We start from the raw sequence: 12,548 nt of genomic DNA, 5'->3' as shown, positions 1-12,548 counted from the left end.
CCTCACGGACTGTCGGTTGAATCGGCAACCGACTGATCGCCAACAAACTGATTGTCAACCCACTGTCCCCCAGCCAGCACGCGCCGCGCGCTGGGGATGGCCAGCAACTCCGGCCACCCCCCTTGCGGGAGATGAATCAGATCCGCTGGAGCACCGTTGCGCAGCACGCCATCCCAGGCCAGCCCCATCAGCTGAGCGGCATCGGTGCAGAAGGGCTTCAACCCGTGGTCATCCCACGGGGCCAACTGCGCGAGGGGCAGGCTCATCGCCATCAAAGCCAGGGGATCGAGCTGCCCACCGGGGAACCAGGGATCCTGAACGTTGTCGCCACCGACAGCCACACGCACACCGGCGTTCTGCAACTGCCGGATCGGTGCCAACGGGCGACGCAGGGGGGTGGTGTCGCCTTGACGGCCGAGCAACCAACCATTGGTGAGCGGCAGGGCCACCACCTGCAGGTTCTGTCGCGCCATCCGATCAGCCAGACGCCGCAGAGCGCCATCCCGCAACAGCGCCAGGCTGCTGGCATGGCTGCAGGTCACCGGGACCGACAACTCCATGCGCTCCATCGTGCGCAGCAGCTGATGCATTCCTGCAGCTGGATGGGACGACGCCTCATCGATATGAAGGTCGACAAGGCAACCATGCTGATTGGCAAGCTCCAGCAGCCGTCGCAAGCCCTGTCGTTCGTTCCGGCCTCGACATGGGGGCTGAATGAAACCACCGAGGGCGCCACCGGCCGCAGCCACCGTGCCTGCCAGTTGCGCTCCCTCAGGGGTCGCCCAGTGCTCGACCGGCACGAGAGCTACCAGCTGCAACTCCAGCCGATCACGCCATCGCTCTCGCAGAGCGGTGAGCGCCTCCCAACTGCAGGCAGCACCCGGCCCGAGACTGTCGATATGGCTGCGCACGGCTCTCAGCCCATGACGCCACGCCAACGCAAGTGCACGCTCGCCACGGGCCTGCACCTTCTGAAGAGTGCGCGTCTGATGCTCTTTGAAGTTGGCCGCCAAAGCCGCCGCAAACGTGCCGACGGGATTGGGATAGTCATTCCAGGAGAAGGCTTTATCCAGGTGAGCGTGAGGCTCCACCAGCCGCGGCAACACCAGGCCCTCGGCGTCCGGTACAGGCTCGACCGCATCGATCAGCCCCTCATGCCAACGGATCGAAACGGGGATCAGACCATCCGATCCCGCAGCCTTCGAAAGATCAACGGCCCTCGCGAGGGCCGTCTCGAGAAGCAAGCGGGGGCAGCGAGCCTTGAGTGAACCAGAGCGAGAGGTCTGCAGCATCGAACTCATCGACGATCGCCATCCTTGGAATGAGCATTCAGCACCAGAAACTGACCTGCAATTCCCAGGGTGGTGACGCGGTAGCTCGGAAGCCGAAGGCTCGGGAGAAGATCCTGGCCACCAACCTCGATCACATAGACGCTGGCCAGTCCGAGATTCCAGCGTCGGGTGAATTGATCGGCAAGCGTCGCCAGGACTGGTTCCTGATCGGCGATCAGGCGCGGACAGTCGCTGATCCAGAGCTGCAGCACCAAGGGCAGCACTTGTCTTTGACAGATTTCCTCCGTCGCCAGGCTGACCAACTGACGGCCAGCAAAGGCGTTGTAATCCGAGCGACTCGGGTTGGAGAAGGCCAGCGCAGCACCGCTTCCAGCCAGCAGCAGCGCTGATGCAACGAGAGTTGCGGAAGGCCAGCGCCGACGAGGCGAAGACATGCGCGTGGCCAGTGGAGATGAATTGGTAGATTCTTACCGACGCGGCGGGCGTCGCCAAGTGGTTAAGGCAGCGGCTTGTGGCGCCGCTATTCGGGGGTTCGAATCCCCTCGCTCGCCCTCTCTCCTCATCACCCTCGGGTCATGGGGCCAGCAATGCCTCCAGCAGATCCTCCGCTCCATGGCGGATCGGATCTCTGCAGACCAGTCCGAGCTGGTCGCTGAGCTCTCGACTGAGGGCGGTGGCCTCGGGTTCGTCCAGACGCGCGGTGTTCAGGGCCAGTGCCCGCACTTTCGGTGCAGGTGCACTACCGATCGGACGGCCGATGGCAGCCAAGGCCTCACAGAGTGCAATCAGATCCTGCAGTAGTGGCAGAGGAATCTGCGGAACCCGTTCGATGCGCGTCTGGCAGGCCCGATGCACCATCAAAAGGGCTGTGGGCTGGCTGCCGCGAAGCAAGGGGAGGGTGGCCGTGGAGCCTGGATGGCAGAGCGACCCCTGACCTTCCACGAGCACCAGTCCCGTCTCGGGCAGCGTTGACGCGGCCTCCATCACCGCGGCTTCGACCGCGCCAGCGGCGTAATCCACGCGCACCGCATCCACGGGGACTCCCGTGCCACTGATCAGGATCCCAGCCTGGCCGGTGCCCACAAAGGCTGAGGACACGCCGGCGCGGAGCGCCGCCTCATGCACAGCCAGACAGGCGCTCATCTTGCCAACAGCCATATCCGTACCGACGGCCAGCACGCGCCGGCAGGACAAGTCGGCAGCGCGCGCTTGCGCCACCTGAACAGCCGCGGGTTCCCGGCGAAGATCCCAGATCCACCGACCAGGCTGCACCGCGGCATGCAGCGCAGGGTCATCGTCCAGCCGGGTGTGAAGACCGCTGGCGATGGACAGCCCGGCCTGGAGTGCCGCCAGCACATCCGCTCGCATCGCCTCCGGAAGCACCCCACCGGAGGGCGCCAGACCGACCACCGCAACACTTGGGCCATAGGGGAGCGCAGCAGCCAGATCGGCAACCACCGGCACGGACCGGGGAATACCGGTGATGTCCTGGAGCCGTTGGCCGGCATGGGAGGGGTCGATCACCGCCACAATCGGACCTTGCCGATGCCGCAGCATCGCCAAACCGGTTTTGCCAGTGAGGCTGTCGAGTCCACCGTGCTGCAGCAACACCACGGGATCCTGCGCCTTCAGCATCACCGTCCCTCCTGACGATCAATGCCGAGTCCAGGGGCGGCGGGAACCCTGAGTCGGTCCCCATCAAGCCCAAGGCCCATATACGGGTCATCCACAAGGTTGAGATGGCTGTCCAGATCGGGCCAGCGGATGAACGGCAGTAACTGGGCCGCTGCTCCGTTGAGCAGCGAACTGTCGGAATAACAGCCCACCATCAGATCCAGATCCAACCGCTGGGCAACGCGGGCCATCAGCAACGCTTCCGACAAGCCTCCTGTTTTCAGCAGCTTGAGATTCACCCCATCGACGTGAGGCGCGAGGCGCAGCAAATCCTCAAGCGACCAACAGCTTTCATCGGCCACGAGCGGCAAGGGGCAATCCGGTTGCAACGCCGCAAAGCCCGCAGCATCGCGTTCGGGATCCTGTTGCGCAGCCAACGGCTGCTCCAGCAGCACCACATCAGCACGCATCAGATCAACAACCATGGCTTTCGCCTGATCCAGCGACCAACCACCATTGGCATCCACCTGAAGTTCCACAGGCCCACCGGTTGCCTGCCTGCGGTTTTCCAGCGACTTGGCAACGGCAACCAGCAGGGCGCGATCGTGATCCAGGCCATCTGGACTGCCGAGCTTCAACTTGATGCGGGTGGCTGGCAGCTGGTTCCACCAGCGCTGCAGGCGCTGCAGCACCGCCTCAACCGTGGCCAAGCCCAGCGTGACGCTGGTGGCGACCGCCACCGATCCATCCAAGGCACAGAGCCGCCAGATCGGCTGCTGCAACGACTTGCCCCACCAGTCCCAGAGGGCCAGATCCACCGCACAGCAAGCCGGCGGCGACAAGCCGCTCAAGCAGGCGTCAAAGCCATGACGATTGCGAGGGTTGAGGGCATTCAGACTGGGCAATAAGGCCTGAAGCTCCGCCTCGATGCCGGCCAGCTGATACGCGCGGTGACCGGTGTCGAGACCACCTGTTTCGCCCCGACCGATGACGCCGTCATGGTCGAGACGTAGCTCCAGGCGTTCAACCGCTGCAGTGGTGCCCCGGCTGATGGCCAAAGGAACCGCTTTAGTGAGCGGAAACCGACGCAAAGTCCAGCCCATGCCAACGGCGCACCGATCTTCAAACTGACACAAGACCCCGGTGTCCGACACTGAAAGCAGCTCTCCCTTCCGCCGGCCTCTGGGACGGCCCTCCGCCTTGACCGCTACCGCCTCTGTCTCCACCGCCACCACGCCGACCCAGGAGCGAGGCAGTTACTGGATCACCACCTTCGGCTGCCAGATGAACAAGGCCGATTCCGAGCGGATGGCCGGGATTCTGCAATCCATGGGCTATCGGGAGGCCAGCGCCGAACTGGATGCCGATCTGGTGCTTTACAACACCTGCACGATCCGGGACAACGCCGAACAAAAGGTTTACAGCTACCTGGGCCGTCAGGCGCAGCGCAAACGGGCGAACCCGAATCTCACCTTGGTGGTGGCCGGCTGTGTGGCCCAACAGGAGGGCGAATCCCTGCTCAGGCGAGTGCCGGAGCTAGATCTTGTGATGGGGCCGCAACACGCCAACCGACTGGAGACCCTGCTGACACAGGTGGACAGCGGCCAACAGGTGGTCGCCACCGAAGACCACCACATCCTCGAAGACATCACTACAGCCCGGCGCGACAGCAGCATCTGCGGCTGGGTGAACGTGATTTACGGCTGCAACGAACGCTGCACCTACTGCGTCGTCCCGTCGGTGCGCGGCAAGGAGCAGTCACGACTTCCAGAGGCCATCAAGCTCGAGATGGAAGGCCTCGCGGCCCAGGGCTACAAGGAGATCACCCTGCTGGGGCAGAACATTGATGCCTATGGGCGGGATCTGCCCGGCATCACCCCGGAAGGACGCCGGCAGCACACGCTCACAGATCTCCTCCATCACGTCCACGACGTGGAGGGGCTTGAACGCATTCGTTTCGCCACGAGCCACCCGCGCTATTTCACCAATCGCCTGATTGACGCCTGTGCCGAGCTACCGAAATTGTGCGAGCACTTCCACATCCCGTTTCAGAGCGGCGACAACGAGGTGCTGCAAGCGATGGCCCGGGGCTACACCGTGGAGCGCTACAGGCGGATCATCGATTACATCCGTGAACGGATGCCCGACGCCTCGTTAAGCGCCGATGTGATCGTGGCCTTCCCTGGCGAGACCGATGCGCAATACCGACGCACCCTGGATCTGATCGAAGAGATCGGCTTCGACCAAGTGAATACGGCCGCCTACTCCCCTCGCCCTAATACACCGGCGGCGGACTGGGACAACCAACTGCCGGAAGAGGTGAAGGTGGCACGGCTGAAGGAGATCAATGCCCTGGTGGAGCAGTGCGCCCGCAAGGCGAATGCCCGCTACGAAGGCCGCACCGAAGAAGTGCTGGCGGAAGGCATCAACCCGAAGGACCCCACCCAGCTGATGGGACGGACCCGCACCAACCGACTCACCTTCTTCAGTGCAACCGGAGCTGATGGCCGGCGTTATCAGGCCGGTGATCTGGTGAATGTGCACATCGATGCCGTGCGCTCCTTCTCTCTCAGTGGCACTCCCGTGCACAGCTGATACCTTTCGGTTTCGCTTTTACCGTCAACGGCCAGACCATGCCGACTTCCCCTCTCCGCGTTGGCGTGGTGTTCGGAGGGGCATCCGGTGAACATGACGTGTCGATCCGATCGGCAACGACCGTGATCCGTGGCCTATCCGACCCGAGTCATCAAGAGCGGTTTCAGGTGGTCCCCATCTACATCGACCGCGACGGTCGTTGGTGGCCAGAATCCGTGGCTGACCAAGTGCTGAACCAGGGGCAAGCACTTGAAACGGCGGAACTGCCCGAACCACTTCCCGCTCGCGGGTTGCGCCGGATTCCTGTGGACGCCGACAGCATCGACGTCTGGTATCCGGTGCTGCACGGGCCCAACGGTGAAGACGGAACCGTGCAAGGCCTGTTCACCCTGATGCAACAACCGTTCGTCGGCTCCGGCGTGCTCGGTTCCGCCGTAGGAATGGACAAACTGGCGATGAAGGCAGCCTTCGCCGCGGCCGGCATTCCACAGGTTCCTTACGTGGGCCTGAATGCGTCCGAATTGCAGGATCCCGAACAGCTGGAACGTTTACTGAACCGTCTGGAAGCCGAACTCGGCTACCCCTGTTTCGTGAAGCCCGCCAACCTCGGTTCATCCGTGGGCATCAGCAAGGTTCGCAATCGCGATGAACTGCTGGAAGGGCTGAACCAGGCCGCCAGACTCGATCCCCGCGTCGTGGTGGAGCAAGGCGTGAACGCGCGGGAATTGGAATGTGCCGTGCTCGGCCGCAGCACGCTCAAATCATCGGTGGTGGGGGAAGTGCGCTTCGACTCCGACTGGTACGACTACGAGACGAAATACACCGAAGGGCTCAGCCACACGCTGATCCCAGCGCCACTGCCTGCTTCGGTCACGCAACAGATCCAGGCGATGGCAATCCGCGCCTGCCGGGCAGTCCATGCCTATGGCCAGGCCAGGGTGGATGTGTTCTACGACGAAGAGAAGGGTCAGATCTGGCTGAACGAAATCAACACCCTTCCCGGCTTCACGTCACAGAGCATGTATCCCACGTTGTGGGAAGCCTCCGGCATTGGTTTGCCACAGCTGGTGGCGGAGCTGGTGGAGTCAGCGCGAGAATGAGCCGACTGCCGCTGCTGCCGCCGCAATGATGCATGGATTGCTCTGGATCCCGCTGCTGCTGGCATTCGTGATGCTGGCCGCTCTTGGCTGGCTGGAACGTCGGCGCCAGAACCTCTTCCGGGTGTGGAGCGACTCCGCGGAACTGGCCAAGCTCGATGGCTGTGGCGCCGCCAAGCTCAAGGACGGGGAACTGTGCTGGAGCAGCTTCCACGCAGGCAGTTTCAAGGAGGAAGGGCGCTTCGTGATCAAAAGCCTGGAGGTAGTGGAACTGATGTCGCTTGCCTCCGGCGAAGCCCCACTGGCCGATGAATCCCAGGGGCAATGCCGACTGCGTTTGATCGGTGAGAACCAGCAGATGGATGTTCCGTTCTCCGATGCGGAACGGGCCCGAGGCTGGATGAATCAATTGATGGCAAAGGCTCGCTGCGATCTGTGATGGCGCGTACCAAGCCAGGAGCGCGTGAACGCCGAAGCACAGGTCCTTTGCCTCCCGGCGTCGAACGTCGCCGCCGGCTGCGCCAAGAACGGCGACGCGACCGGTTGGTTCAGATCTGGCGGATCACGGTCTTCAGCGGCAGCGCTGCAGCACTGGCCTGGCTGCTGGTGGGTGCCGGCTGGAGTCTGCGATCACCGAAGCAAATCACGGTTGAGGGAAGCACCCGCTTGGGCCGAGATGCGGTCGTCCAGGCCGCCGGCCTGCGCTTCCCACGCCCACTGATCACGCTCGAACCCGCACGATTGGAACGGCGACTGATGGCGGAACTCCCCGTTCAGTCGGTTTCCGTGCAACGTCGCCTGCTGCCGCCTGGCCTTGACATCGCCCTGGAGGACCGGCGTCCGATTGCCGCCGCCAGCCGAACCGGCGCTCGCGGCAGGGAACAGGGCATGGTGGATCGCGAAGGCAACTGGATGCCGCTCACCGTGGCGCGCCAAGGCGAAGCGCCGGCAACAGCGGTTCGCGTCGAGGGATGGATTCCCAGTCGACGGGCCGTCATCGCGTCCTTGCTGGAGCGTCAGGATCAGCTCGGCAGTCCTCTGCTCTTGATTCAGATCGCCCCGGATGGCGACATCAGCCTGCGCACCAAAGCTCTGGGCCTGATCAAGCTCGGCTCCAATCAAAAACTGCTGAACCAGCAGCTGAACACCATCGCTTTGCTATCCAGCAGCCTGCCGGACAACCTGCGGGGGCAGACCAACGATGCCATCGATCTTTCGGATCCCTCGAAACCGGAACTGCAACTGAAACCGGACCCCAAAGCAGCTGCAGACCCGAAAACGAGCAAACCCTGACCCCCGGTTGCAGATTTCAGAAACAGCAACGAGTGTGCTCAGAACTCGGCGAAGTTCACCCGCAGGGACATAATGCACACGCAGCTCAATGGTTCAAAGCCAAAGATGGAGATGGTGAGCGGTCAAATGTCCCCTTCTCCTGAATCAGCGGGGATTAGCCCTAGCCAGTCCGCTCGGATCGAAGTGATCGGCGTCGGTGGCGGTGGCAGCAATGCCGTGAATCGAATGATTCAGAGCGATCTGGAGGGCGTGGCCTATCGGGTGCTCAACACGGATGCACAGGCTCTGCTGCAGTCATCAGCAGACAACCGAGTCCAGCTCGGTCAGACCCTGACCCGCGGCCTGGGTGCCGGCGGCAATCCCAGCATTGGTCAGAAAGCTGCAGAAGAATCCCGCGCTGATCTTCAGCAAGCACTCCAGGGCGCGGACCTGGTGTTCATCGCAGCGGGAATGGGTGGCGGCACCGGCACTGGAGCGGCACCAGTGGTGGCAGAGGTCGCCAAGGAAAGTGGTGCGCTCACCGTGGGCATCGTCACCAAGCCATTCGGATTCGAAGGCCGCCGACGCATGCGCCAGGCCGATGAAGGCATTGCTCGACTGGCAGAGCACGTGGACACCTTGATCGTGATTCCCAACGACCGTCTCCGCGATGCCATCGGCAGTGCCCCACTGCAGGAAGCCTTCCGCAGCGCGGATGACGTCCTGCGGATGGGTGTCAAAGGCATCACCGACATCATCACCTGCCCTGGCCTGGTGAATGTTGACTTCGCCGATGTGCGCTCCGTCATGACCGAAGCCGGCACAGCCCTGCTCGGCATCGGCGTGGGATCAGGCCGGTCCCGTGCCATCGAAGCGGCTCAGACCGCCATCAACAGCCCCTTACTGGAGGCTGCACGCATCGATGGTGCCAAGGGTTGTGTGATCAACATCAGCGGCGGCCGCGACATGACCCTCGAGGACATGACCAGTGCCTCGGAAGTGATCTACGACGTGGTCGATCCAGAAGCCAACATCATTGTTGGAGCCGTGGTGGATGAGCGCCTCGAGGGTGAGATTCACGTAACGGTGATCGCCACCGGCTTTGAGAACGGCCAGCCCTACCGAACGGAGCGCAACGTTCCCCGTTCGACGACGTCGACGTTTGCAGCAGCGGATGCGCAGGATTCCGGCGCTCGTATTCCTGAATTTTTGCGCCAGCGTCAGCAACGCAACGACGCTGATTCGATCAACTGATCGCGATCACAGTCGTATCCCCGATCGCTCTGAACCCGTGCGTCCGGTTCAGAGCTTGAATTTGGTGACCCGGAGACCACGCCTGTCCTGAGCATCCCGTGTGGCTGCTGCCTTCCGGTTCTGACCAGGTTTGGGCGTCCGGACCGCATGGGTCCGAGTCGGTTGCAATGCTAGCAATGGACGTCCGCTGGTTCGAACAATCGGTTGCGCGCCTCCGACCTGATCCGGTTCAAGCAGACCGGGCAAACGATCACCATGCTCACGGCCTGGGATGCCCTGAGCGCATCCCTTGTGGAAGCTGCCGGCGCTGACGTGGTGCTGGTGGGTGACTCCCTGGCGATGGTCAGCCTCGGCCACAGCACCACACTGCCGGTCACACTCGAGCAAATGCTGCTGCACACGCAGGCGGTCTGTCGGGGCTTCAGTCAACCGCTGGCGGAGCAACCGCTGGTGATCACCGATCTGCCGTTTCTGAGCTATCAGTGCGGTCTCGATCGCGCAGTCGCAGCTGCAGGAAGCCTTCTGAAGCAGTCCGATGCGGCCGGCGTGAAGGTGGAAGGCGCCGAACCGGAGACCGTTGCAGTGATCGAACGGTTGGTGCGCACCGGCATTCCCGTGATGGGCCATCTGGGCCTCACACCTCAAGCCGTTCACCGTCTGGGGTACAGGCGGCAGGCCCAGGATCCCCGCAGCCAAGACCGTCTGCTCCAGCAAGCAAAGGAACTGGAGTCAGCCGGGTGCTTCGCCATGGTGCTGGAGCACGTCCCGAAGGAGCTTGCCGGGCGCGTCAGGCGTCAACTCAGCATCCCCGTGATCGGCATTGGTGCCGGGCCGGATTGTGATGGACAGGTCAGCGTGACAGCAGACCTGCTCGGACTCACAGCCTCACAACCCCCCTTCAGCCAGGCTCGGATGGATGGTCGTGGCCTTGGCATCACAGCCCTGCAGAGCTGGCTGAAGGAACAGCGTCAACAGACACCTCCTCCCACCACGCCACCAGCTCCACCAGCACCGCATTGCTGACGGCCATGCCCAGAGGATCGCTGAGACGCCACCGGGATCCATGGCATTGCATCAACCCGGTCTGCCGAAACGGCTCCCATCGCTGCTCCAGCAAAGGCAACCAACGTCGACAGTCCGCTGCACTCCAACCACAGCAGCCTGCCTGACGCATCAGATCGACGCCTTCATGCCGTCTCAGGCCCACCAGCAAGCGATCCTCCAGAGACAGCGGTGAGGCCGTGGCCTGTACCAATGAACGGTCCGGGCCTCGCAGGCGCTGCTCCTTCAGCCAGTCCGCATAGGACTCACGGGTGCGAGGACGGGCCAAGCGTTCACCCCAAGGAGCACTGGTGGCCCCCAACCCGAAGCCCCACCAACCGGCACCACTCCAATAAACCCTGTTGTGACGGGAGGCGTGACCCGGCAAAGCGAAATTGGAAATCTCGTAGCGGCAGTAGCCAGCACGTGACAGCCGCTCGCTGGTGGCAGCGATGCGATCCGCCGCACCATCCTCATCGGGCATCTGCAGATCACCGCGCTGTTCCAAGCGGGAAAACACCGTGCCGGGCTCCAGGCTGAGGTCGTAAATGGAGAGATGGGGAGCCTTCGACGCAAGAGCTTGTTCCAGCTGATCCGCCCAGGCCGCGTCCGTCTGATCAGGCAGGTTGCGGATCAGATCCAGACTCCAGCTGGCGAGGCGCCCCTGAACAACCGCTGCTTGCAACCAGGCGCAAGCCTCCAGCAGGTCCGCACGGCGATGGCGACGTCCCAAGGACGCCAGGACCGCATCGTCAAAGCTCTGTCCACCCAGGCTCACCCGATTGACCCCCTGCTGAGTGAGGGCGTCGAGATCCAGCCGCCCAAAACTGGCGGGATCCATCTCCAGGCTGATCTCCGCTCCGCTTTGCAGCCCAAACCGCCGACGCAGGGCCTTCAGCACCTGACCGACCTGGAGAGGGGTGAGCAGCGATGGAGTTCCACCGCCGATATACACCGTCGCCAAGGGCGGGCCTGCAGGCGACAGGCTGATCTCCTCGAGCAACTGCTCGAGGTAGAGCGCGATCGACCGACTGCCGGGGCCTCCGGAGGCGTCGGCCTGATCACCCAGCGGCACGACGGCGAAGTCGCAGTAAAAGCAACGCCGATGGCAGAAGGGAATGTGGATGTAGGCGCTTCGAGGCGCGGGTGCGGTCATCATCCCGAGCCATTCAAGACAAGATGGTGCATGCTGCCTGCAAGTCGACTGAGCAGCGAGAACCGATCACCATGGTTGAAGCGCTCATCATCATTCTGTTCCTGATTTCCGGTGCAGCCACCGGATGGATGGGCGTGCACCTGCTCCCGCAGGAACTTCTGGATGACGTCAATCCTCAACAGGTGCGTCTGGGCCTAAGCGCTGCCGGTGCAGTGGTGGGGCTGATAGCGGGTCGGGTGTTCCGCGGACTGCGCCAGCAACTGATGAATCAGGTGCGGACCATGCCCACTGATCTGCTGATCAGCAGGGCCGTGGGTCTGATCCTTGGCCTGCTCGTGGCCAATCTGCTGCTGGCGCCCATCCTTCTGCTGCCCCTGGCCGGTGCCAGTTCCCTGGTCAAACCGCTGGCCGCCATTCTCAGCAATGTGTTTTTCGGCGTGCTGGGTTACAACCTCGCTGAAGTGCATGGCCGCACCCTGCTGCGCCTGTTCAACCCCACCTCAACCGAAGCCCTGCTGGTGGCTGATGGGGTGCTGACGCCTGCTACGGCCAAGATCCTCGACACGAGCGTGATCATCGATGGCCGCATTCGCGGAATGATCGGCTGCGGCCTGCTGGAAGGAAAGGTGATCGTGGCAGAGACGGTCATCGATGAGATGCAACAGCTGGCCGACTCCAACAACCTGGAAAAACGCGGCAAAGGCCGACGAGGACTCAAGTTGCTCAACGAGCTGCGCGAGGCCTACGACAAACGCCTGGTGATCAACACCACCCGCTACGACGGCAACGGCACCGACGATCGTCTCCTTCAGCTCACGGAAGACACCGGCGGCACCCTGGTGACCGCTGACTTCAACCTGGCGCAGGTAGCCCGCGTCAAGAAGCTCAAGGTGATGAATCTGAGCGAACTGGTGATCGCCCTGCGGCCGGAAGTGCAACCCGGCGACGAGCTGAATCTCAAGATTGTCAGGGAAGGCAAGGAAGACCACCAGGGCGTGGCCTACCTCGAAGACGGCACGATGGTGGTAGTGGAAAACGCCCGCGAAGCCATTGGAGAACGCCGCTCGGTGGTGATCACTGGCGCCCTTCAGAACCCCAGTGGACGCATGGTGTTCGGACGACTCAACCAGGAGGGAACACCGGTCAGCACAACCAAGGGGACAGCCACGGGAAAAACCGCCCGCAAAACCAAGCGCAATGAGCGTCCAACCTCAGGATCCCGCTAGG

The 12,548-nt window shown here is 63.0% G+C and carries 12 protein-coding genes, 1 tRNA gene and 1 other RNA gene; 8 read left to right on the top strand and 6 right to left on the bottom strand.

Going from position 1 to position 12,548, the window contains the following annotated elements:
- Positions 1-2: 2 nt before the first annotated feature.
- Complete coding sequence (locus tag SynNOUM97013_RS03460) at positions 3-1,292, bottom strand: amidohydrolase family protein (RefSeq protein WP_255442936.1); 1,290 nt, start codon at positions 1,290-1,292, stop codon at positions 3-5.
- A gap of 5 nt (positions 1,293-1,297) precedes the next feature.
- Positions 1,298-1,726 carry a DUF4359 domain-containing protein gene (locus tag SynNOUM97013_RS03455; protein WP_186480787.1) on the bottom strand — a complete coding sequence of 143 codons (429 nt, stop codon included), beginning with the start codon at positions 1,724-1,726 and terminating at the stop codon, positions 1,298-1,300.
- 44 nt (positions 1,727-1,770) lie between these two features.
- Between SynNOUM97013_RS03455 and SynNOUM97013_RS03450 the strand changes: the two genes are divergently transcribed.
- Positions 1,771-1,843 (top strand) — tRNA-His (locus SynNOUM97013_RS03450).
- A 22-nt stretch (positions 1,844-1,865) separates the two neighbouring features.
- On the opposite strand, the gene SynNOUM97013_RS03445 is transcribed toward SynNOUM97013_RS03450, so the two are convergent.
- Complete coding sequence (locus SynNOUM97013_RS03445) at positions 1,866-2,927, bottom strand: DUF1611 domain-containing protein (RefSeq protein WP_186480786.1); 1,062 nt, start codon at positions 2,925-2,927, stop codon at positions 1,866-1,868.
- Positions 2,927-4,009 carry a dipeptide epimerase gene (locus SynNOUM97013_RS03440; RefSeq protein ID WP_186480785.1) on the bottom strand — a complete coding sequence of 361 codons (1,083 nt, stop codon included), beginning with the start codon at positions 4,007-4,009 and terminating at the stop codon, positions 2,927-2,929. The genes SynNOUM97013_RS03445 and SynNOUM97013_RS03440 overlap by 1 nt, the downstream gene beginning before the upstream one ends.
- A 97-nt stretch (positions 4,010-4,106) precedes the next feature.
- Between SynNOUM97013_RS03440 and miaB the strand changes: the two genes are divergently transcribed.
- From miaB to ftsZ, 5 genes are all read left to right on the top strand, one after another.
- Positions 4,107-5,501, top strand: a complete 1,395-nt coding sequence (gene miaB, locus SynNOUM97013_RS03435) for a tRNA (N6-isopentenyl adenosine(37)-C2)-methylthiotransferase MiaB (protein WP_186481395.1) — start codon at positions 4,107-4,109, stop codon at positions 5,499-5,501.
- A 38-nt stretch (positions 5,502-5,539) separates the two neighbouring features.
- Positions 5,540-6,601, top strand: coding sequence for a D-alanine--D-alanine ligase family protein (locus tag SynNOUM97013_RS03430; RefSeq protein ID WP_186480784.1), 1,062 nt, complete (start codon positions 5,540-5,542; stop codon positions 6,599-6,601).
- 25 nt (positions 6,602-6,626) lie between these two features.
- A complete protein-coding gene (locus tag SynNOUM97013_RS03425; RefSeq protein WP_186481394.1) occupies positions 6,627-7,037 on the top strand; it encodes a hypothetical protein in 411 nt (136 codons plus the stop codon).
- On the top strand, positions 7,037-7,891 hold the full coding sequence (locus tag SynNOUM97013_RS03420; RefSeq protein WP_186480783.1) for a cell division protein FtsQ/DivIB: 855 nt from the start codon (positions 7,037-7,039) through the stop codon (positions 7,889-7,891). Before SynNOUM97013_RS03425 ends, SynNOUM97013_RS03420 begins: the two co-directional genes overlap by 1 nt.
- A 72-nt stretch (positions 7,892-7,963) precedes the next feature.
- Complete coding sequence (gene ftsZ / locus SynNOUM97013_RS03415; RefSeq protein WP_186480782.1) at positions 7,964-9,124, top strand: cell division protein FtsZ; 1,161 nt, start codon at positions 7,964-7,966, stop codon at positions 9,122-9,124.
- 63 nt (positions 9,125-9,187) lie between these two features.
- On the opposite strand, the gene ffs is transcribed toward ftsZ, so the two are convergent.
- An RNA gene (ffs, locus tag SynNOUM97013_RS03410) (signal recognition particle sRNA small type) lies at positions 9,188-9,284 on the bottom strand.
- 44 nt (positions 9,285-9,328) lie between these two features.
- On the opposite strand from ffs, the gene panB reads away from it, so the two are divergent.
- Positions 9,329-10,147, top strand: coding sequence for a 3-methyl-2-oxobutanoate hydroxymethyltransferase (gene panB / locus SynNOUM97013_RS03405; protein ID WP_186480781.1), 819 nt, complete (start codon positions 9,329-9,331; stop codon positions 10,145-10,147).
- On the opposite strand, the gene SynNOUM97013_RS03400 is transcribed toward panB, so the two are convergent.
- Positions 10,059-11,321, bottom strand: a complete 1,263-nt coding sequence (locus SynNOUM97013_RS03400) for a coproporphyrinogen-III oxidase family protein (protein WP_186480780.1) — start codon at positions 11,319-11,321, stop codon at positions 10,059-10,061. The two genes, panB and SynNOUM97013_RS03400, sit on opposite strands and share 89 nt — an antisense overlap.
- Positions 11,322-11,392: 71 nt before the next feature.
- On the opposite strand from SynNOUM97013_RS03400, the gene SynNOUM97013_RS03395 reads away from it, so the two are divergent.
- Complete coding sequence (locus SynNOUM97013_RS03395) at positions 11,393-12,547, top strand: PIN/TRAM domain-containing protein (protein ID WP_186480779.1); 1,155 nt, start codon at positions 11,393-11,395, stop codon at positions 12,545-12,547.
- Position 12,548: the final 1 nt, after the last annotated feature.

Source organism: Synechococcus sp. NOUM97013 (assembly GCF_014279815.1).
In the GTDB taxonomy this organism is placed as follows: Bacteria; Cyanobacteriota; Cyanobacteriia; order PCC-6307; family Cyanobiaceae; genus Synechococcus_C.
This window is presented reverse-complemented; position numbering and strand designations above follow the sequence as displayed.